We start from the raw sequence: 21651 nt of genomic DNA, 5'->3' as shown, positions 1-21651 counted from the left end.
CGATGGCACTGACCAAGCGACAGAAAGCGATCCAGGCTGCGACCGTTCCCGGCAAGGCCTATCCGATCGATGAAGCCCTGAAGATCGTCAAGGAGCACAGCCGCGCCAAGTTCGTCGAGGCGGTCGATGTGGCGATCCGGCTCGGCGTGGATGCCAAGAAGTCGGATCAGCAGGTGCGCGGCTCCACCGTGCTGCCGGCGGGTACGGGTAAGTCCGTGCGGGTGGCGGTGTTCTGCCCGCCGGGCGCCAAGGCCGATGAGGCGCTGGCCGCGGGTGCCGACGTGGTCGGTATGGATGACCTGGCCGAGAAGATGACGGCCGGGGACCTGAACTACGACGTGGTGATCGCCACGCCGGATGCGATGCGCGTGGTCGGCAAGCTCGGTCAGGTGCTGGGTCCGCGCGGCCTGATGCCGAACCCGAAGGTCGGCACCGTGTCGCCCAACCCGGCCGAGGCGGTGAGGAATGCCAAGGCGGGTCAGGTGCGCTACCGCACCGACAAGGCCGGCATCATCCATTGCACGATCGGCAAGGCCAACTTCGAGAATGAAGCGCTCAAGAGCAATTTGCAGGCGCTGCTGCAGGACCTGATCAAGGCCAAGCCGGCGACCTCGAAGGGTACCTATCTGCAGAAGATTTCGCTCAGCTCGACCATGGGGCCGGGTGTCACCGTGGATCAGGCTTCGCTGAATCTGAAGTAATCGCGTTTTATGGCCCGCGTCGCCCTGGCGGCGCGGCGCCTTGAAAGTTTGAAGGCCCCGCTGCGGTTCATTGCGGCGGAAGCCGTCAAAGACCGCAGGTGCGGTTTGCGCGCGGCAACGACGGGCAGGGATGCTCACACGGCATGGATTCGCCGTTGCCGAAGGCGGAGTCGCTTAATCCGCTCCCGGTTGGGGGGAGCCTGCGTAGATGGTGATGCCCTTCTGGGATGTTTTGATTCAAGACAACTCTGGATGGCCACCACCGGGATGCGCTGCATCCTCAATGCCACGGATCGGCGTTGCCTAGGACCGCCAGCGGCAGGAGCCGCAGGCGGCGTTCAATAGAGGAGTGATTATGGCTCTCAATCTGTCCCAGAAGCAGGACGTTGTCGCACAGGTGGCGCAAGTCGCCGCGACGGCGCACTCGCTGATCGCGGCCGAGTATGCCGGCACCACGGTCGAGCAAATGACCGCGATGCGTAAGAAGGCCCGCGAGACGGGCGTGTTCCTGAAGGTCGTGAAGAACACGCTGGCTGCGCGCGCTGTCACCGGTACCGAGTACGAAGTGGCGAAGGACTCCCTGGTGGGTCCGTTGCTGTACGCGTTCTCGCTCGAAGAACCCGGCGCCGCCGGGCGCCTGATCAAAGAGTTCGCCAAGACCAATGACAAGCTGCAGCCCAAGGTCGTCGTCGTAGGTGGCCAGCAGTATCCGGCCAGCCATGTCGACGTGCTGGCGTCGCTGCCGACCCGCGATCAGGCCCTGGCCATGCTGGCCCGCGTGCTGGCCGAGCCGGCCGCGATGTTTGCGCGTGCGGTCAAGGCGGTGGCCGACAAGCAGGGCGCCGGCGAGGCAGCCCCGGCAGAGGCCGCGGCGCAGGCCGAGCCGGCGTGATGTACGTCCGGTCCTGACGACGTTCCCCATTCAAACGAAACATATCCAGAGGTAATCGCAATGTCCCTGACCAACGAGCAGATCGTCGAAGCCATCGCCGCCAAGTCGCTGATGGAAGTGATGGAGCTGGTGAAGGCCATCGAAGAGAAGTTCGGCGTTTCCGCCGCCGCTCCGGTGATGGCTGTCGCCGCCGCTGGCCCGGCCGCGGCCGCTGTCGAAGAGCAGACCGAGTTCAACGTCATCCTGAAGTCCGCTGGCGACAAGAAGGTCGAAGTGATCAAGGCCGTCCGCGCCATCACTGGCCTGGGCCTGAAGGAAGCCAAGGACCTCACCGAGGCCGGTGGCGTCGTGAAGGAAGGCGTGTCGAAGGAAGACGCCGAGAAGATGAAGAAGGATCTCGAGGCCGTCGGCGCGACCGTCGAAATCAAGTAATCCTTCATTGCGTCGCCGGGCTGCACCTGCTGGCGACCAGCAAAGGCTGGGGACGGAAGTCCCCGGCCTTTGGCCGTTGTGGACGATGATGTTCCAGAACCAACGAGTTGGCAGTCGGAAGTAGCGGGAGAGGGCGTGCTGGTGCCGGCAATACCAGCAACTTCCCACTGTCAGTTCCTGTATTTCCCCGCCGGCCGCAGAGAAATGTGGCCGAACATGACGAGGCGCACGCGACATGACCACCGCCAAGAAGTATTCCTTCACCGAAAAGAAGCGCATCCGCAAGGACTTCGGCAAGCATCGCTCGATCCTGGAAGTGCCGTATTTGCTGGCCATCCAGGTGGACTCCTATCGGGAGTTCCTGCAAGCCGATGTCGATCCCGCCAAGCGTGAAGACAAGGGGCTGCACGCGGCGCTGAAATCGGTGTTCCCGATCGTTAGCTACAGCGGCAACGCGGCGCTCGAATATGTCGGCTACAAGCTGGGCGAGCCGCCGTTCGATGAGCGCGAGTGCCGCACCCGTGGCCTGTCCTATGGCGCTCCGCTGCGCGTCACGGTGCGCCTGGTCATCTATGACCGCGAGTCGTCCACCAAGGCGATCAAGTACGTGAAGGAGCAAGAGGTCTACATGGGCGAGATTCCGCTCATGACCGACAACGGCACCTTCATCGTCAATGGCACCGAGCGCGTCATCGTCTCCCAGCTGCACCGCTCGCCGGGCGTGTTCTTCGATCACGACCGCGGCAAGACCCATAGCTCGGGCAAGCTGCTGTTCTCCGCGCGCGTCATTCCCTATCGCGGGTCCTGGCTGGATTTCGAGTTCGATCCGAAAGACGCGCTGTACACCCGCATCGACCGTCGTCGCAAGCTGCCGGTGAGCGTGCTGCTGCGCGCGCTGGGCTATACCAACGAGGAGATGCTGCGCGAGTTCCATGACATCAATACCTTCCACATCCAAGCGGAAGGCGTGCAGCTGGAGCTGATTCCCGAGCGCCTGCGTGGCGAGACCCTCGATTTCGACCTGGCCGACGGCGACAAAGTGATCGTCGAGGCCGGCAAGCGCATCACCGCGCGCCATATCAAGCAGCTGGAGGCGGCGGGCGTGTCTGCGCTCGCGGTTCCGGACGATTACATCGTCGGTCGCATCCTGGCGCACGACGTGGTCGATCCCAAGACCGGCGAGCTGCTGGCGAATGCGAATGACGAAATCAGCCTGGAGACGTTGGAGAAGCTGCGTAAGGCTGGCATCGCCAGCGTCGGCACGCTGTGGGTGAACGACCTCGACCGCGGTCCGTACCTGTCCAACACGCTGCGCATCGACGGTACCAAGACCCAGCTGGATGCGCTGGTCGAGATCTACCGCATGATGCGTCCGGGCGAGCCGCCGACCAAGGAGGCCGCGCAGAACCTGTTCCACAACCTGTTCTTCACCTTCGAGCGCTACGACCTGTCGGCCGTGGGCCGGATGAAGTTCAATCGCCGTCTGGGGCGCAAGGAAGTCACCGGCGCGCCGGTGCTGTACGACGCGCGCTACTTTGCGGATCGCAAGGACGAAGAGTCGGTGCGCATGCGTGAGATGTGCGGCGACAGCTCCGACATCCTCGACGTGATCCGCGTGCTGTGCGAGATCCGCAATGGCCGTGGGGTGGTGGACGACATCGACCACCTCGGCAACCGCCGCGTGCGCAGCGTGGGCGAGATGGCCGAGAACACCTTCCGCGTCGGCCTGGTTCGCGTGGAGCGCGCGGTCAAGGAGCGCCTGTCGATGGCCGAGTCCGAGGGGCTGACCCCGCAGGAGCTGATCAACGCCAAGCCGGTGGCGGCGGCGATGAAGGAGTTCTTCGGCTCCTCGCAGCTGTCGCAGTTCATGGATCAGAACAACCCGCTGTCGGAGGTCACCCACAAGCGCCGCGTCTCCGCGCTGGGCCCGGGCGGCCTGACCCGCGAGCGTGCCGGCTTCGAAGTGCGCGACGTGCACCCGACCCACTATGGCCGCGTGTGCACCATCGAGACTCCGGAAGGTCCGAACATCGGTCTGATCAACTCGCTGGCGGTGTTCGCCCGCACCAACAAGTACGGCTTCCTGGAGACGCCGTACCGTAAGGTGGTGAATGGTCGGGTCACCGACGAGGTCGAATATCTATCGGCGATCGAAGAAAACGAGTACGTGATCGCGCAGGCCAATGCGCCGCGCGATGAGCAGGGCAACATCACGGCGCAGTTCGTGGCCTGCCGCTTCCAGGGTGAGAACCTGCTCAAGCCGCCGAGCGAGATCCACTACATGGACGTCTCGCCGATGCAGACCGTGTCGGTGGCGGCGGCGCTGGTGCCGTTCCTGGAGCACGACGACGCCAACCGTGCGCTGATGGGCGCGAACATGCAGCGTCAGGCGGTTCCGACCCTGCGCGCGCAGAAGCCGCTGGTTGGTACCGGCATCGAGCGTGCGGTGGCGCGTGACTCCGGCGTCACCGTGATTGCCCGGCGCGGCGGCGTGGTCGAGCAGGTCGATGCGGCGCGGATCGTGGTCAAGGTCAACGAACCCGAGATTGCGGGTGAGCACGATGCCGGCGTCGATATCTACACCCTGGTCAAGTACACCCGCTCCAATCAGAACACCTGCATCAACCAGCGCCCGTTGGTGAACGTGGGCGATCGGGTCGAGCGTGGTGACGTGCTGGCTGACGGTCCGTCCACCGACATCGGCGAGCTGGCCCTGGGCCAGAACATGCTGGTCGCGTTCATGCCGTGGAACGGCTACAACTTCGAGGACTCGATCCTGCTCTCCGAGCGCGTGGTCGAGGAGGATCGCTACACCACGATTCATATCGAAGAGCTGACCGTCCAGGCACGCGACACCAAGCTGGGGCCGGAAGAGATCACCGCGGACATTCCCAACGTGTCCGAGCAGGCGCTGTCGCGTCTGGATGAATCCGGCGTGGTCTACATCGGCGCCGAGGTGCGGGCGGGCGACATCCTGGTCGGTAAGGTGACCCCGAAGGGCGAGAGCCAGCTGACCCCTGAGGAGAAGCTGCTGCGCGCGATCTTCGGCGAGAAGGCGTCGGACGTGAAGGACAGCTCGCTGCGCGTGCCTCCGGGCATGGACGGCGTGGTGATCGACGTGCAGGTGTTCACCCGCGACGGCATCGAGAAGGACAAGCGTGCGCGCCAGATCGAGGAAAACGAGATCCGCCGCGTCAAGAAGGACTTCGACGATCAGTACCGCATTCTCGAGAATGCCATCTACGCACGCCTGCGCGAACAGCTGCTGGGCAAGGTCGCCATCGGTGGCCCCGGCGTGAAGAAGGGCGATACCGTGACGTCTCTGGTGCTGGACGGGCTGAAGAAGTCCGACTGGTTGCAGCTGCGCATGAAGGATGACGATGCGGCCGATGCTATCGAGCGTGCCGCCAAGCAGCTCGAATCGCATCAGAAGGAGTTCGAGAAGCGCTTCGCCGACAAGCGCGCCAAGATCATGCAGGGCGATGATCTCGCTCCAGGCGTGCTCAAGATGGTCAAGGTATTCCTGGCGGTGAAGCGTCGCATCCAGCCGGGTGACAAGATGGCCGGCCGCCACGGCAACAAGGGCGTGGTGTCCAAGATCGTTCCGGTCGAGGACATGCCGTACATGGCCGACGGTCAGACCGTGGACATCGTGCTGAATCCGCTGGGCGTGCCGAGCCGAATGAACATCGGCCAGGTGCTGGAAGTGCATCTGGGTCTGGCGGCGAAGGGGCTGGGCCAGAAGATCCAGCGCATGCTGGAGGCGCAGGCCAAGGTCGCCGATCTGCGCAAGTTCCTCGACCAGATCTACAACCATGACCGCGATACCCACGTCGAGCGTGTGGATCTGTCGCAGTTCAGCGACGAGGAGCTGCTGGCGATGGCGAAGAACCTCACCGACGGCGTGCCAATGGCCAGCCCGGTGTTCGACGGCGCCAACGAGGCCGAGATCAAGGCGATGCTCAAGCTGGCGGATCTGCCGGAATCCGGTCAGGTGCAGCTGTACGATGGTCGCACCGGTGAGCCGTTCGACCGCAAGACCACGGTCGGCTACATGCACATGCTGAAGCTGAACCATCTGGTCGACGACAAGATGCACGCGCGTTCGACCGGCCCGTACTCGCTGGTCACCCAGCAGCCGCTGGGCGGCAAGGCGCAGTTCGGCGGCCAGCGCTTCGGCGAAATGGAAGTGTGGGCGCTGGAAGCCTACGGCGCGGCCTACACCCTGCAGGAAATGCTGACGGTCAAGTCCGACGACGTGCAGGGCCGCAACCAGATGTACAAGAACATCGTCGATGGCAAGCACGAGATGGTGGCTGGCATGCCGGAATCCTTCAACGTGTTGGTGAAGGAAATCCGCAGTCTGGCCATCAACATGGAACTCGAGGAGCACTGAGTTTCGCGACGGCGCGGCGGTTTGCCGCGCCATCCCGCTGGACCCATTGCCCCCGACCCGGAGAATCCCAATGAAAGACCTGCTCAATCTCTTCAACCAGCAGCGCCAGACGCTCGACTTCGACGCGATCAAGATCGCGCTGGCCAGCCCGGATCTGATCCGCTCGTGGTCGTATGGCGAGGTGAAGAAGCCTGAGACCATCAACTACCGCACCTTCAAGCCGGAGCGCGACGGTCTGTTCTGCGCCGCCATTTTCGGCCCGATCAAGGACTACGAATGCCTGTGCGGCAAGTACAAGCGCATGAAGCATCGCGGCGTGGTGTGCGAGAAGTGCGGCACCGAAGTCACTCTGGCCAAGGTGCGCCGCGAGCGCATGGGCCATATCGAGCTGGCCTCGCCGGTCGCGCACATCTGGTTCCTGAAGTCGCTGCCGTCGCGCATCGGGTTGATGCTGGACATGACCCTGCGCGACATCGAGCGCATCCTCTACTTCGAAGCCTATGTGGTGACCGAGCCGGGCCTGACCCCGCTCGAGCGCGGCATGCTGCTGAGTGAAGAGGAATACATGAAGGCGCGCCAGGAGCATGGCGATGACTTCGATGCCTCGATGGGCGCAGAAGCGATCTATGAGCTGCTGCGGACGATCGACCTGCAGAGTGAGCTGGTGCAGCTGAAGGAGGAGATCGCCTCCACCAACAGCGAGACCAAGCTCAAGCGCCTGACCAAGCGGATCAAGCTGATCGAGGCCTTCATCGAGTCCGGCAACCGTCCCGAATGGATGGTGCTGACCGTGCTGCCGGTGTTGCCGCCGGATCTGCGTCCGCTGGTGCCGTTGGACGGTGGCCGTTTCGCGACCTCCGACCTCAATGACCTCTATCGCCGCGTCATCAACCGCAACAACCGCCTGCGCCGGCTGCTCGAGCTCAATGCGCCCGACATCATCGTGCGCAATGAGAAGCGCATGCTGCAGGAGGCGGTGGACGCGCTGATGGACAACGGCCGTCGCGGTCGCGCCATCACCGGCACCAACAAGCGCCCGCTGAAGTCGCTGGCCGACATGATCAAGGGCAAGCAGGGGCGCTTCCGCCAGAATCTGCTCGGTAAGCGCGTCGACTATTCCGGCCGCTCGGTGATCGTGGTCGGCCCGTACCTGAAGCTGCATCAGTGCGGCCTGCCGAAGAAGATGGCGCTGGAGCTGTTCAAGCCGTTCATCTTTTCCAAGCTGCAGGCACGCGGTCTTGCGCCGACCATCAAGGCGGCAAAGAAGATGGTCGAGCGGGAAGGCGCCGAGGTGTGGGATATCCTCGAGGAGGTCATCCGCGAGCATCCGGTGCTGCTGAACCGCGCCCCGACCCTGCACCGCCTCGGCATCCAGGCGTTCGAGCCGGTGCTGATCGAGGGCAAGGCGATCCAGCTGCACCCGCTGGTGTGCACCGCGTTCAATGCGGACTTCGACGGCGACCAGATGGCCGTGCACGTTCCGCTCTCGCTGGAAGCCCAGCTGGAAGCGCGAGCGCTGATGATGTCCTCCAACAACATCCTCTCGCCTGCCAACGGCGAGCCGATCATCGTGCCGTCGCAGGACGTGGTGCTGGGCCTGTACTACATGACCCGCGCGCTGGAAAACAAGCTGGGCGAGGGCATGGTGTTTGCCAATGTCGCCGAGGTGAAGCGCGCCTACGATAACCGCGTGGTGGAACTGCACGCCAAGTGCAAGGTGCGCATCACCGAAACCGTGATCGCCGACGATGGTAGCCGCAGCAAGAAGACCTCGATCGTGGATACCACGGTCGGGCGCGCGCTGCTGTGCGAGATCCTGCCGGAAGGTCTGCCGTTCGCCCTGGTCAATACCGAGTTGACCAAAAAGAACATCAGCCGCCTGATCAACAGCTGCTATCGCAAGCTGGGGCTGAAGGACACGGTGGTGTTCGCAGACAAGCTGATGTACACCGGATTTGCTTTCGCTACCCGCGCCGGCGTGTCGATCGGCATCGACGACATGACCATCCCGGCAGAGAAGAAGGCGATCCTGGCCGAGGCCGAGGCCGAGGTGATGGAGATTCAACAGCAGTACCAGTCGGGTCTGGTCACCGCCGGCGAGCGCTACAACAAGGTCGTGGACATCTGGTCGCGTACCAATGAGCGCGTCGCCAAGGCGATGATGGACACCATCGGCATCGAGAAGGTGGTCAACGCCAAGGGCGAGCTCGTCGAGCAGAAGTCGATGAACTCGATCTACATCATGGCCGACTCGGGCGCACGTGGTTCGCAGGCGCAGATCCGTCAGCTGGCCGGCATGCGCGGCCTGATGGCCAAGCCGGACGGCTCGATCATCGAGACCCCGATCACCTCGAACTTCCGCGAGGGCCTGAACGTCCAGCAATACTTCATCTCGACCCACGGCGCCCGTAAGGGTCTGGCGGATACCGCGCTCAAGACCGCGAACTCCGGCTATCTGACCCGCCGCCTGGTCGATGTGGCGCAGGACGTGGTGATCACCGAATCCGATTGCGGGACGACGGCCGGCCTGACCATGACGCCGATCGTGGAAGGCGGCGACGTGGTCGAGCCGTTGAAGGATCGGGTGCTGGGTCGGATCGTGGCCGAGGACGTGTTCCTGCCGGGCAATGATGAGGATCCGTTCATCACCCGCAACACCCTGATCGACGAGCAGTGGGCGCAGAAGCTGGAAGACGCCGGCGTACAGGCGATCAAGGTGCGCAGCACCATCACCTGCGAAGCCGCTTTCGGCGTGTGCGCGCACTGCTACGGCCGCGACCTGGCCCGCGGTCACCTGGTCAACCATGGTGAAGCGGTCGGTGTGGTCGCCGCGCAGTCGATCGGTGAGCCGGGCACGCAGCTGACCATGCGCACGTTCCACATCGGTGGCGCGGCGTCGCGTGCGGCAGCGATCGACAACATCACCGTCAAGACCACCGGGACGATCAAGTTCAACAACCTCAAGTTCGTCAAGCACGCGGAAGGTCATCTGGTGGCCGTCTCGCGTTCTGGTGAGCTGTCGGTGCTGGACAACCACGGGCGCGAGCGCGAGCGCTACAAGCTGCCGTATGGCGCCACGCTGCACGTGCAGGACGGCGGCGAGGTCAAGGCCGGGCAGACGGTTGCCAACTGGGATCCGCACAACCACCCGATCGTGTCGGAAGTGGCCGGCTTCGTCCGCTTCGTCGATTTCGTGGACGGCGTCACCGTCATCGAGAAGACCGATGACCTGACCGGTCTGGCGTCGCGCGAGATCACCGATCCCAAGCGCCGCGGCAATCAGGGCAAGGATCTGCGTCCGCTGGTCAGGATCGTCGACAAGGACGGCAAGGACCTGACCATTCCGGGTACCGATCTGCCGGCGCAGTACATGCTGCCGCCGCGCTCGGTGATCAACTTGCAGGATGGAGCGCCGGTCGGCGTGGGCGATGTGGTCGCCAAGATTCCGCAGGAAGCCTCCAAGACCCGCGACATCACCGGCGGCCTGCCGCGCGTGGCCGACCTGTTCGAGGCGCGTAAGCCCAAGGATCCGGCGATCCTCGCCGAGATCTCCGGCGTGGTCAGCTTCGGCAAGGAGACCAAGGGCAAGCAGCGCCTGGTCATCAAGAGCGCCGATGGTACCGAGCACGAAGAGCTGATCCCCAAGTACCGCCAGATCATCGTGTTCGAAGGCGAGCACGTGGAAAAGGGCGAGACCGTGGTGGACGGCGAGCCGAGCCCGCAGGACATCCTGCGTCTGAAGGGTGTCGAGGAGCTGGCTGCTTACCTGGTCAAGGAGATTCAGGACGTCTATCGCCTGCAGGGTGTGAAGATCAACGACAAGCACATCGAAGTGATCATTCGCCAGATGCTGCGCAAGGTCGAAATCACGGATCCGGGCGACAGCCGGTTCCTGGCTGGCGAGCAGGTCGAGCGTCAGCGTGCGATCGAGGAGAACGAGCGCCTCACGCGCCGTGGCGAGATTCCGTGCAAGTATCAGCCGGTGCTGCTGGGTATCACCAAGGCTTCGCTGGCGACCGAGTCGTTCATCTCCTCCGCCTCCTTCCAGGAAACCACGCGCGTTCTCACAGAAGCCGCGGTGCGCGGCACCCGCGACACCCTGCGCGGCCTCAAGGAGAACGTGATCGTCGGTCGCCTGATCCCGGCGGGTACCGGGTTGGCCTACCACCGGCAGCGGCGCAAGGAGGCGTCGGGTCTGACCGAGGCCGAGATGGCCACGCTGGCAGGTGAATCCGCGGATGCCGCTGCGGTCGCCGAGCCGGCCGCCGAAACGGCTGCGGAGTGATTCGCGGCGCAGCCCCGCCCGGTCGCTACCGGGCGGGGCTTGTCAGCCGCAGGTTGCACGCCTATAATCCCAATGCTTTTGATGGCGAACTGCCATCCAGATCACCAAAAGAGGTCGCAGGACGCGCCTCGTGTTGGGTCCAGGAAGGACGGGATCGCAGATGAATCGCGATCTGCTGCAGATGTGGCAGGCGCGGTTTTTCGACATGGCTGCGTTTGGCCGCAAGGTCTTGCGCTGGCCGTGTTTTTGTTTTGGCTGGCCGGTGTGCGCAAGCATCCGGCTGCGTTTGTCTCCATCTGGGCCTTGCGCCCGTCTATAGAGCCCTGAAATGGCAACGATCAACCAGCTCGTGCGCAAGCCGCGCAGTCCGGAAAAATACAAGAGCGCCTCGCCGGCATTGGCGAACTGCCCGCAACGGCGTGGCGTTTGCACCCGCGTGTACACCACCACCCCGAAGAAGCCGAACTCGGCGCTGCGTAAGGTGGCCAAGGTGCGCCTGACCAATGGCTATGAGGTGATTTCCTACATTGGTGGCGAAGGTCACAACCTGCAGGAGCACAGCGTGGTCCTGATTCGCGGTGGGCGCGTCAAGGATCTGCCGGGCGTGCGTTATCACACCGTGCGTGGCGCGTTGGATGCTGCTGGCGTCACCAAGCGCAAGCAGGGGCGCTCGAAGTACGGCGCCAAGCGTCCGAAGTCCTGATAGGCGGCCGTCCTGGCGGTATTCGCTGGTGACGGATCCAACCACGCAGCATAACGGTGGGCTCTGGCCCGCTCTACGAGAGAAGCAACATGTCCCGTAAAGGCAATACTCCGCAGCGTTCGGTGCTGCCGGATCCGAAGCACGGAAGTGAAACCATTGCCCGCTTCATCAATATGGTGATGAAGAGCGGCAAGAAGTCGGTCGCCGAAAAGATCGTGTATGGCGCGATGGAGGTGATCGGTGAGAAGAACCCGAACCCTCTCGAACTGGTCGAGAAGGCGCTTGGGAATGTCGCGCCCACGGTCGAGGTCAAGTCCCGCCGTGTCGGTGGCGCGACCTACCAGGTGCCGGTGGAAGTGCGGGCTTCGCGTCGCATGGCGCTGGCGATGCGCTGGGTGATCGAGTCGGCGCGCAAGCGTGGCGAAAACAGCATGCCTCGCAAGCTGGCGGGTGAATTGATCGATGCTTCCGAGAATCGCGGCGGCGCGATCAAGAAGCGCGAGGAAACCCACCGCATGGCGGATGCCAACAAGGCATTTGCGCACTACCGCTGGTAATCGCCGGCGCTCCGTGAAGCTGGCCGCCCCTGTGTCGCTGGCTCCCGGTTGCGATCCGCAAGGTTCGCGCATCCCCGGAAGCCGCCGCAAGGCGGCCTCCGGTCATTCCGAAATCCGAAATCATTGAGAGGCTCCTGTGGCCCGCACCACTCCCATCGAGCGTTACCGCAACTTCGGCATCATGGCGCACATCGATGCCGGCAAGACCACCACGACCGAGCGCATCCTCTTCTATACCGGCAAAAGCCACAAGATCGGCGAAGTGCATGATGGCGCGGCCACCATGGACTGGATGGAGCAGGAGCAGGAGCGCGGCATCACCATTACCTCCGCGGCGACCACTGCGTTCTGGCGCGGCATGGACAAGTCGTTCCCGGAGCACCGCTTCAACATCATCGATACTCCTGGGCACGTGGACTTCACCATCGAGGTGGAGCGCAGTCTGCGCGTGCTCGACGGCGCCGTGTTCGTGCTGTGTGCCGTCGGTGGCGTGCAGCCCCAGTCCGAGACCGTGTGGCGTCAGGCAAACAAGTACCATGTGCCGCGCATCGCGTTCGTCAACAAGATGGATCGCACGGGCGCGAACTTCTACAAGGTGCGTGATCAGTTGAAGACGCGTCTGGGAGCTGTGCCGGTGCCGATGCAGGTGCCGATCGGCGCCGAAGACAACTTCGAAGGCGTGATCGATCTGCTGAAGATGAAGGCGATCCATTGGGACGCCGCTTCGCAGGGTCTGAACTTCGAATACCGGGAAATCCCTGAGGAGCTGAAGGAAAAGGCCCAGCAGGAGCGTGCGTTCATGGTGGAGTCGGCGGCCGAGGCCTCCGAGGAGCTCATGAACAAGTATCTCGAGGAGGGCGATCTGTCCGAAGCCGAGATCATCGCCGGTCTGCGCGAGCGCACCCTGAAGACCGAGATCGTGCCGATGTTCTGCGGCAGCGCGTTCAAGAACAAGGGCGTGCAGGCCATGCTGGATGGCGTGGTCAATCTGCTGCCGTCGCCGGTGGACATTCCGCCGGTCAAGGGGGTCGACGTCGATGACGAAACCAAGCAGCTGACCCGTGAGGCGAGCGACAAGGCCCCGTTCTCGGCGCTGGCGTTCAAGATCATGACCGATCCGTATGTCGGGTCGTTGACCTTCTTCCGCGTCTATTCCGGCACCCTGAGCGCGGGCGATCAGGTCCTGAACTCGGTCAAGGGCAAGAAGGAGCGCATCGGCCGCCTCCTGCAGATGCACTCCAACCAGCGTGATGAGATCAAGGAAGTGCTGGCGGGCGATATCGCAGCGGCGGTGGGTCTGAAGGACGTCACCACCGGCGATACGCTGTGCGCCATCGACGCGCCGATCGTGCTCGAGCGCATGAGCTTCCCTGAACCGGTGATCTCGATGGCGGTGGAGCCCAAGACCAAGTCCGACCAAGAGAAGATGGGCAACGCGCTGAGCCGTCTGGCGCAGGAAGATCCCAGCTTCCGTGTGCGTACCGACGAAGAGTCTGGCCAGACCATCATCGCCGGCATGGGCGAGCTGCACCTGGACATCATCATCGATCGCATGCGGCGTGAGTTTGGCGTCGAGGCCAATGTCGGCAAGCCACAGGTCGCCTATCGCGAAACGATTCGCAAGGCGGGCGTCAAGAGCGATTACAAGCACGCCAAGCAGTCGGGCGGTAAGGGTCAGTACGGCCATGTGGTGATCGAGCTGTCGCCGATGACTGACGAAGACCGCGCCAATCCGGAGGTCAAGGATGATTTCCTGTTCATCAATGAGATCACTGGTGGCGTGATTCCGAAGGAGTTCATCCCGGCGGTCGAAAAGGGACTCCGTGAGACCATCACCAGCGGTCCGCTGGCTGGCTATCCGGTGGTGGGCGTCAAGGTCAAGCTGGTGTTCGGCTCCTACCATGACGTCGACTCGTCGGAAATGGCGTTCAAGCTCGCCGCGTCGATGGCCTTCAAGGAGGGCTTCCGCAAGGCCGATCCGGTCCTGCTGGAGCCGATCATGAAGGTCGAGATCGTCAGCCCCGAGGACTACCTGGGCGACGTGATGGGCGACGTCAGCCGTCGTCGCGGTGTGTTGCAGGGTCAGGACGACAGCCCGTCGGGCAAGATCATCAAGGCGATGATTCCGCTGGGCGAAATGTTCGGCTATGCCACCGCGCTGCGTTCGATGACGCAGGGGCGCGCCACCTTCACGATGGAGTTCGATCATTACGAAGAGGCGCCCAGCAATATCGCCGAGGCGGTCATCAAGAAGGCGTAAGTATCCTACTGGCTGCGGGACGCTCAGCGTTCCGCGAGCTGGTATTCCGATTTCCAACCTCTGATTGCGGAGTTCAAGACCATGGCAAAGGGTAAGTTCGAGCGCACCAAGCCCCACGTGAACGTGGGGACGATTGGCCACGTGGATCACGGCAAGACGACGCTGACGGCGGCGCTGACGAAGATTGGCGCGGAGCGTTTCGGCGGTGAGTTCAAGGCGTACGATCAGATTGACGCGGCGCCGGAGGAGAAGGCGCGCGGCATTACGATTTCGACGGCGCACGTGGAGTACGAGAGCCCGACGCGTCACTATGCGCACGTGGACTGCCCTGGGCATGCCGACTACGTGAAGAACATGATCACGGGTGCGGCGCAGATGGACGGTGCGATTTTGGTGTGCTCGGCGGCGGACGGTCCGATGCCGCAGACGCGTGAGCACATTTTGCTGGCGCGGCAGGTGGGCGTGCCGTACATCGTGGTCTACCTGAACAAGGCGGACATGGTGGACGATCCTGAGCTGCTGGAGCTGGTGGAGATGGAGGTGCGCGACCTGCTCTCCAAGTACGACTTCCCGGGCGATGAGACGCCGATCATCAAGGGTTCGGCGCTGAAGGCGCTGGAGGGGGATCAGTCGGAGATCGGCGTGCCGTCGATCATCAAGCTGGTGGAGGCGCTGGACAGCTGGATTCCGCTGCCGGAGCGTGCGATCGACAAGCCGTTCCTGATGCCGGTGGAGGATGTGTTCTCGATTTCGGGTCGCGGCACGGTGGTGACGGGTCGAATCGAGCGCGGCACGATCAAGGTGGGTGACGAAGTCGAGATCGTGGGCATTCGTCCGACCCAGAAGACGACGGTGACGGGCGTTGAGATGTTCCGCAAGCTGCTGGATCAGGGGCAGGCGGGCGACAACGCGGGTCTGCTGCTGCGCGGCACCAAGCGTGACGAGGTGGAGCGCGGGCAGGTGCTGGCGAAGCCTGGCACGATCACGCCGCACACGGAGTTCGAGGCGGAGGTGTACGTGCTGTCGAAGGACGAGGGTGGTCGCCACACGCCGTTCTTCAAGGGGTATCGTCCGCAGTTCTATTTCCGCACGACGGACATTACGGGAGCGGTGGAGCTGCCGGAGGGTGTGGAGATGGTGATGCCGGGCGACAATGTGAAGCTGAAGGTGACGCTGATCAACCCGGTGGCGATGGACGAAGGTCTGCGCTTTGCGATCCGTGAGGGCGGTCGCACCGTCGGCGCCGGCGTGGTGTCCAAGATCATCAAGTAATGCAAAGAAGCGGCCGTGCGCGCTTCGGCGCGCAGCGGCCCGCGCGTCATCCGCGTGGTGCTTGGCCGGAAACTGGGCTTTCAGTGGCTTCCGGTCGACGCGGGCTTGACAAACGGGTTTGACAAAAAGACGGGGTCAGGGCTTGCGTAGCCCTGACTCCTTCCGTTAGAATGCAAGACCCTCGCGCGGTGTGAGTCGCCGAGGGAGCGAAATGAGGCGCAGGATGCGCTTCGTGTTCGCCAGACAGGGAGATGTCGCGTGGCAAAGCCTCGTCCGTCCCGGAAGTTGTCCGGGGCATATCGGCGGGGCCTTTCGGCGCGTTCATTGAAAGCCTGGCGGATATTTGGGGCCCAGTGGGTCCGTGCAGGACGCAGGCATCATCAGCGGTATTCACGGGGTGTGGCGCATGCAATGCCGTCACGCCTGTCGCTCTTTAGATACGAGGCATTCCTCCCATGGCGGACCAAAAGATTCGCATCCGGCTGAAGGCATTCGATCATCGTTTGATCGACCGTTCGGCCAGCGAGATCGTCGAGACGGCCAAGCGGACTGGCGCGCAGGTGCGCGGTCCGATCCCGCTGCCGACCAAGATCGAGCGCTACACCGTGCTGGTGTCGCCGCATACCGACAAGGATGCGCGCGACCAGTACGAAACCCGCACGCACAAGCGCGTGCTCGACATCGTCGACCCCAATGACAAGACCGTGGACGCGCTGATGAAGCTCGAGCTGGCGGCTGGCGTCGACGTTCAGATCAAGTTGACCTGAGGAGGCCACGGATGAGCGCGAAGAAGTATTCGCTCGGCATCGTCGGCCGTAAGGCTGGCATGAGCCGCATGTTCACCGAGGATGGCAAGTCCGTGCCGGTGACGTTGATCGAGGCTACGCCGAATCGCATCACCCAGATCAAGACCGTTGAAACCGATGGCTATAGCGCCGTCCAGGTGACCGTTGGCGTCAAGCGCGCCAGTCTGCTCACCAAGCCGGAAGCGGGGCACTTGGCCAAGGCCAAGGTCGAGGCGGGGCGCGGCCTGTGGGAGCTGCGCGTGGAACCCGATCAAATCGGCAACTTCCAGGTGGGGGGTGAGATCAAGGCCGATATCTTCCAGGTCGGTCAGCGGGTCGATGTCCAGGGCGTCACCAAGGGCAAGGGCTTCCAGGGGACTGTCAAGCGCTGGAACTTCACCATGGGTGATGCGAGTCACGGTAACTCGCTGTCTCATCGTGCGCCGGGTTCGATTGGTCAGCGCCAGACCCCGGGCCGCGTGTTCCCGGGCAAGAAGATGGCGGGTCACATGGGGCATGTCACCCAGACCACTCAAAACCTCCAGGTCGTCAAGGTGGACGCCGAGCGCGGTTTGATCGCCGTGCGTGGCGCAGTCCCCGGCGCGCCGGGTGGCGATGTGATCGTGCGCCCGACCAGTAAGGGAGTCTGATCATGGAACTGAATATCAATGGCGGCAGCACGCTCGCCGTGTCCGACGCCGTGTTCGGTCGGGCCTTCAATGAAGATCTGGTGCATCAGGTCGTCGTCGCTTACCGCAACGCGGCGCGCGCCGGCACCAAGGCGCAGAAGACCCGTTCGGAAGTCAACGGCACCACCAAGAAGTCGAAGCGGCAGAAGGGCGGCGGCGCCCGTCATGGCGCCCTGACCGCGCCGATCTTCGTTGGCGGCGGCGTCACCTTTGCGGCCAAGCCGCGCAGCTTCGCGCAGAAAGTGAACCGCAAGATGTACCGTGCGGCGATCGCGACGATTCTGTCCGAGCTCAATCGTCAGGGCCGCATCACGGTAGTGGAGGCCTTCGATGTGGATGCGCCGAAGACCAAGGGCTTGGTCGCCAAGTTGGCCGAGCTGAAGGTTGGCCAGCGTCCGCTGATCGTGACTGAGGATGCGAGCGACAATCTCTACCTCTCCGCTCGCAACCTGCCGTACGTGCAGGTGCGCGACGTGCAGGGGCTGGATCCGGTCACGCTGGTGAGTGCCGACACCGTGGTGGTCACCACCGATGCGGTGAAGAAGATCGAGGAGTGGCTGGCATGAGCGCCAATCTGTACGAAGTGATCCGTGCGCCGCGCGTGTCCGAAAAGACCGCGCGCCTGCAGGAGGTCTCCAATCAATACGTCTTCGAGGTCGCCAAGACCGCGACCAAGGCCGACGTGAAGGCTGCGGTCGAGAAGATTTTCGACGTCAAGGTCGAGGCAGTGAACGTGGTGAACGTGAAGGGTAAGTCCAAGTCCTTCAAGTTCCGCCAGGGGCGCCGCGGCGACTGGCGCAAGGCATATGTCACCCTGGCCGAAGGTCAGGCGATCGACGTCATGACCGTCTCGGCCTGAGGAGCAAGTCCATGGCACTGATGACATTCAAGCCCACCTCTGCCGGCCGCCGCAGCGCGGTTCGCGTGGTGACGCCCGATCTGCATAAGGGGGCGCCATACGCCGCGCTGGTGGAAAAGCAGACCAAGACCGGTGGACGCAACCACCATGGTCGCATCACCACCCGCCATATCGGCGGTGGTCACAAGCACCACTACCGCATCATCGACTTCAAGCGCGACAAGGAAGGTATTCCGGCGCGCGTCGAGCGCATCGAGTACGATCCCAATCGGACTGCGCACATCGCGCTGCTGTGCTATGCCGACGGTGAGCGTCGCTACATCATCGCGCCGAAGGGGTTGAAGGCGGGCGACCAGGTGATGTCCGGCCGCGATGTGCCGATCAAGCCTGGCAATGCGCTTCCGCTGCGCAACATCCCGGTCGGCTCCACCGTGCACTGCGTGGAGATGAAGCCGGGCAAGGGTGCCCAGCTCGCCCGCGCGGCTGGTGCTGGCGTGCAGCTGGTGGCGCGCGAGGGTGTGTATGCCACTCTGCGTCTGCGCTCCGGCGAGATGCGCAAGGTGCCGGCCGAATGCCGCGCCACCATTGGTGAGGTAGGTAACGACGAGCATGGCCTGGAGAAGCTGGGCAAGGCGGGTGCCAAGCGCTGGCGCGGCGTGCGCCCGACCGTTCGCGGCGCGGCCATGAACCCGGTCGATCACCCGCATGGTGGTGGTGAGGGTAAGGCCGGTCAGGGCAACCCGCATCCGGTCACGCCGTGGGGCGTGCCGACCAAGGGCTACAAGACCCGCAAGAACAAGCGCACCCAGCAGTTCATCGTGCGCGACCGCAGGAGTTAATCGGCAATGGCACGTTCACTCAAAAAAGGCCCGTTCATCGACCATCACCTGCTGAAAAAGGTGGAAGCTGCGGGCAGCAACAAGAAGCCGATCAAGACCTGGTCGCGTCGCTCGACGATCCTGCCGGAAATGATCGGGTTGACCATCGCCGTGCACAACGGCAAAAACCATGTCCCGGTGCTGATCAATGAAAACATGGTCGGCCACAAGCTTGGTGAGTTCGCCGTGACCCGCACGTTCAAGGGTCATGGCGGCGATAAGAAGTCGAAGTAAGGAGATGACGATGGAAGCGAAGGCAATCCTGCGCACCGCGCGCATCTCCCCGCAGAAGGCCCGTCTGGTCGCGGATCAGGTGCGTGGTCTGCCCGTGGCGCGCGCGCTCGACCTGCTGAAGTTCTCCGACAAGAAGGCGGCAGGCATGATCTACAAGGTCGTGTTTTCCGCCGCCTCCAACGCCGAGAACAATGCAGGTGCAGATGCGGACGCACTGAAGATCAAGGCCATCATGGTCGATGAAGGTCCCGCGTTGAAGCGCTTCATGGCGCGTGCAAAGGGCCGTGGCACGCGCATCACCAAGCGCACCAGCCACATCACCGTGGTCGTGGGCGAGGGCAACTAATCATGGGTCACAAAGTCAATCCGATCGGCATCCGCCTGGGCATCGCCAAGGACTGGAACTCCAAGTGGTACGCCGGCAAGAAGCAGTTTGCAGAGTTTCTCGCGGGCGACCTCAAGGTCCGCGACATGCTGCGCAAGAAGCTGGCGCAGGCGGGGATCAGCAAGATCCTGATCGAGCGTCCGGCCAATAATGCGCGTGTCACCATCCATACGGCTCGACCGGGCTTGGTGATCGGCAAGCGTGGCGAGGATATCGAGAAGCTGCGCAAGGAAGTCTCCGACGTGCTCGGCGTGCCGGCGCACATCAATGTCACCGAGGTGCGTAAGCCTGAGCTCGATGCGCAGCTGGTGGCTGAGTCCATCGCGCAGCAGCTGGAGCGTCGCATCATGTTCCGTCGCGCGATGAAGCGTGCGGTCGGCAATGCCATGCGTCTGGGCGCGTTGGGCATCAAGGTCAATGTGGCCGGCCGCTTGAACGGCGCCGAGATCGCGCGCTCGGAGTGGTACCGCGAAGGTCGCGTGCCGCTGCACACCTTGCGCGCCGACATCGACTACGGCTTTGCCGAGGCGAAGACCACTTATGGCGTGATTGGCGTCAAGGTGTGGATCTACAAGGGCGAGATCTTCGATTTCAGCCAGATTGGTCAGGAAAAGCAGGACGACGGCCCGGCGCCGCGTAGCGATCGCGGTGATCGCGAGCGTCCACGTGGCCCGCGTCGCGACCGTGGCGACCGCGCCGAGCGCGGCGAAGCGAGGGAATAAACCATGCTGCAACCCAAGCGAACCAAATACCGCAAGGTCCACAAGGGCCGTAACGAGGGCCTGAGCTGGAGCGGAAACGCCGTCAGCTTCGGTGAGTATGGCCTGCGCGCAACTTCCCACGGGCAGCTCACGGCGCGTCAGATCGAGGCCGCCCGCCGTTCCATCAGCCGCTACGTCAAGCGCGGCGGCAAGATGTGGATTCGGGTGTTTCCTGACAAGCCGATCACCAAGAAGCCGATCGAGGTCCGCATGGGCGCCGGTAAGGGCAATGTGGAGTACTGGGTGGCGCTGGTGCAGCCCGGTCGCATGATCTATGAAATCGAGGGCGTGAGCGAAGAGGTGGCGCGCGAAGCGTTCCGCCTGGCCGCGGCCAAGCTCTCGGTCACCACTCAATTCGTGACCCGGACGGTGCGCTGATGGAACTCAAGCAACTGCGTCAAAAGTCGGCGGACGAACTGAAGGCCCACCTGGCTGAGCTGCACAAGGAGCGTTTTGCGCTGCGCATGCAGAAGGCCACCGGCCAGCTGCCTCCGTCCAAGATCCATGAGCCCCGCCGCGTGCGCCGCGAGATCGCTCGCGTCAACACGCTGCTTGGCCAGATGAAGTAAGGAACGGCCGCCATGACCGAACAAACCAAGAAGCTGCACACGGTCGAAGGGCGTGTGATCAGCAACAAGATGGACAAGACCGTGACGGTGCTCGTCGAGCGCCAGGTCAAGCATGCGCTGTACGGCAAGTACATCCGCCGTTCGACCAAGCTGCATGCACATGATGCCGACAATGCGTGCAACGAAGGTGATTTCGTGCGCGTGGCCGAATGTGCACCGCTGTCCAAGACCAAGAACTGGCGCGTGGTGGAGATCATCACCCGCGCCTCCGAGTAAGCAGGAGAGACAAGCCATGATCCAGATGCAGAGCTTTCTCGACGTTGCCGACAACTCGGGTGCCAAGGAACTGATGTGCATCAAGGTGCTGGGCGGCTCCAAGCGTCGCTATGCCGGCATCGGTGACATCATCAAGGTGTCGGTGAAGGAAGCCATCCCGCGCGGCAAGGTGAAGAAGGGTGACGTGTACAACGCCGTGGTGGTGCGCACCCGCAAGGGCGTGCGTCGTCCCGACGGTTCGCTGATCCGCTTCGACGGCAATGCGGCGGTGCTGCTGAACAACAAGCATGAGCCGATCGGTACCCGCATCTTTGGGCCCGTGACTCGCGAACTTCGTACCGAGAAGTTCATGAAGATCGTCTCGCTGGCGCCTGAAGTGCTCTGAGCGGAGGAAGCAAGAACATGAACCGTATCCGCAAGGGCGATCAGGTGATCGTCATCACCGGCAACAAGAAGATCAAGGGCCAGACTGGCGAAGTCCTGCGCGTGGTAGGTGATCGCGTGTATGTCGCCAATCTGAACCTGGTCAAGCGCCATACCAAGCCCAACCCGCAGACCGGGCAGCCCGGCGGCGTGGTCGAGCGCGAGGCGTCGATCCACATTTCCAACGTGATGCTCTACAACCCGGCGACGGGCAAGGGCGAGCGCGTTGCCACCAAGGTGCTGGAGAATGGAAAGCGTATCCGCGTGTTCCGCTCCAGCGGCGAGGCCATCTGA

General features: G+C 63.3%; 22 protein-coding genes. All 22 read left to right on the top strand.

Translation table 11 applies throughout. The features are described from left to right. Positions 1-2: 2 nt before the first annotated feature. The 22 genes from rplA (at position 3) to rplX (ending at position 21651) form a co-directional block, all read left to right on the top strand. Positions 3-701, top strand: coding sequence for a 50S ribosomal protein L1 (gene rplA, locus ML342_RS09255; RefSeq protein ID WP_240126768.1), 699 nt, complete (start codon positions 3-5; stop codon positions 699-701). 355 nt (positions 702-1056) lie between these two features. Further along, a complete protein-coding gene (gene rplJ, locus ML342_RS09250; protein ID WP_240126767.1) occupies positions 1057-1593 on the top strand; it encodes a 50S ribosomal protein L10 in 537 nt (178 codons plus the stop codon). Positions 1594-1653: 60 nt separating this feature from the next. Further along, the gene (rplL, locus tag ML342_RS09245) at positions 1654-2025 is read left to right on the top strand and encodes a 50S ribosomal protein L7/L12 (RefSeq protein WP_240126766.1); all 372 of its coding nucleotides are present in this window, start codon (positions 1654-1656) and stop codon (positions 2023-2025) included. A 235-nt stretch (positions 2026-2260) separates the two neighbouring features. Further along, the gene (gene rpoB, locus ML342_RS09240) at positions 2261-6421 is read left to right on the top strand and encodes a DNA-directed RNA polymerase subunit beta (protein WP_240126765.1); all 4161 of its coding nucleotides are present in this window, start codon (positions 2261-2263) and stop codon (positions 6419-6421) included. A 70-nt stretch (positions 6422-6491) separates the two neighbouring features. Continuing rightward, positions 6492-10706, top strand: coding sequence for a DNA-directed RNA polymerase subunit beta' (gene rpoC / locus ML342_RS09235; protein ID WP_240126764.1), 4215 nt, complete (start codon positions 6492-6494; stop codon positions 10704-10706). Positions 10707-11034: 328 nt separating this feature from the next. Then, complete coding sequence (gene rpsL / locus ML342_RS09230; RefSeq protein WP_240126763.1) at positions 11035-11409, top strand: 30S ribosomal protein S12; 375 nt, start codon at positions 11035-11037, stop codon at positions 11407-11409. Between the two features lie 89 nt (positions 11410-11498). Then, positions 11499-11966: a 30S ribosomal protein S7 gene (rpsG, locus tag ML342_RS09225; protein ID WP_240126900.1), complete on the top strand. Its 468-nt coding sequence runs from the start codon at positions 11499-11501 to the stop codon at positions 11964-11966. A gap of 136 nt (positions 11967-12102) precedes the next feature. Next, positions 12103-14226 carry an elongation factor G gene (fusA, locus tag ML342_RS09220; protein WP_240126762.1) on the top strand — a complete coding sequence of 708 codons (2124 nt, stop codon included), beginning with the start codon at positions 12103-12105 and terminating at the stop codon, positions 14224-14226. Between the two features lie 81 nt (positions 14227-14307). Continuing rightward, positions 14308-15498: an elongation factor Tu gene (gene tuf / locus ML342_RS09215; RefSeq protein WP_240126761.1), complete on the top strand. Its 1191-nt coding sequence runs from the start codon at positions 14308-14310 to the stop codon at positions 15496-15498. Positions 15499-15953: 455 nt separating this feature from the next. Then, on the top strand, positions 15954-16265 hold the full coding sequence (gene rpsJ, locus ML342_RS09210) for a 30S ribosomal protein S10 (protein WP_240126760.1): 312 nt from the start codon (positions 15954-15956) through the stop codon (positions 16263-16265). A gap of 11 nt (positions 16266-16276) precedes the next feature. Beyond that, positions 16277-16933 (top strand): 50S ribosomal protein L3, encoded by a 657-nt coding sequence (gene rplC, locus ML342_RS09205; protein ID WP_240126759.1) that lies wholly within the window; start codon positions 16277-16279, stop codon positions 16931-16933. A 2-nt stretch (positions 16934-16935) separates the two neighbouring features. Further along, positions 16936-17538, top strand: coding sequence for a 50S ribosomal protein L4 (rplD, locus tag ML342_RS09200; protein WP_240126758.1), 603 nt, complete (start codon positions 16936-16938; stop codon positions 17536-17538). Then, a complete protein-coding gene (gene rplW / locus ML342_RS09195) occupies positions 17535-17831 on the top strand; it encodes a 50S ribosomal protein L23 (protein WP_240126757.1) in 297 nt (98 codons plus the stop codon). Before rplD ends, rplW begins: the two co-directional genes overlap by 4 nt. Before the next feature lie 11 nt (positions 17832-17842). Beyond that, a complete protein-coding gene (gene rplB / locus ML342_RS09190; protein WP_240126756.1) occupies positions 17843-18670 on the top strand; it encodes a 50S ribosomal protein L2 in 828 nt (275 codons plus the stop codon). Positions 18671-18676: 6 nt separating this feature from the next. Next, positions 18677-18943, top strand: a complete 267-nt coding sequence (gene rpsS, locus ML342_RS09185; protein ID WP_240126755.1) for a 30S ribosomal protein S19 — start codon at positions 18677-18679, stop codon at positions 18941-18943. A 10-nt stretch (positions 18944-18953) separates the two neighbouring features. After that, the gene (gene rplV, locus ML342_RS09180; protein WP_240126754.1) at positions 18954-19289 is read left to right on the top strand and encodes a 50S ribosomal protein L22; all 336 of its coding nucleotides are present in this window, start codon (positions 18954-18956) and stop codon (positions 19287-19289) included. A 2-nt stretch (positions 19290-19291) separates the two neighbouring features. Next, positions 19292-20050, top strand: coding sequence for a 30S ribosomal protein S3 (rpsC, locus tag ML342_RS09175; RefSeq protein WP_240126753.1), 759 nt, complete (start codon positions 19292-19294; stop codon positions 20048-20050). A 3-nt stretch (positions 20051-20053) separates the two neighbouring features. Beyond that, positions 20054-20467, top strand: coding sequence for a 50S ribosomal protein L16 (rplP, locus tag ML342_RS09170; RefSeq protein WP_240126752.1), 414 nt, complete (start codon positions 20054-20056; stop codon positions 20465-20467). Further along, positions 20467-20658 carry a 50S ribosomal protein L29 gene (gene rpmC, locus ML342_RS09165; protein WP_240126751.1) on the top strand — a complete coding sequence of 64 codons (192 nt, stop codon included), beginning with the start codon at positions 20467-20469 and terminating at the stop codon, positions 20656-20658. The genes rplP and rpmC overlap by 1 nt, the downstream gene beginning before the upstream one ends. Positions 20659-20670: 12 nt before the next feature. Further along, positions 20671-20934, top strand: coding sequence for a 30S ribosomal protein S17 (gene rpsQ / locus ML342_RS09160; RefSeq protein ID WP_240126750.1), 264 nt, complete (start codon positions 20671-20673; stop codon positions 20932-20934). A gap of 16 nt (positions 20935-20950) precedes the next feature. Then, on the top strand, positions 20951-21319 hold the full coding sequence (gene rplN / locus ML342_RS09155) for a 50S ribosomal protein L14 (protein WP_240126749.1): 369 nt from the start codon (positions 20951-20953) through the stop codon (positions 21317-21319). Between the two features lie 17 nt (positions 21320-21336). Then, positions 21337-21651, top strand: a complete 315-nt coding sequence (rplX, locus tag ML342_RS09150; RefSeq protein ID WP_240126748.1) for a 50S ribosomal protein L24 — start codon at positions 21337-21339, stop codon at positions 21649-21651.

It is taken from the genome of Thermomonas alba (assembly GCF_022419205.1).
GTDB classification, from domain to species: domain Bacteria; phylum Pseudomonadota; class Gammaproteobacteria; order Xanthomonadales; family Xanthomonadaceae; genus Thermomonas; species Thermomonas alba.
The sequence above is the reverse complement of the archived record's forward strand: the minus strand, read 5'-3'. Positions and strand labels throughout refer to the sequence as shown.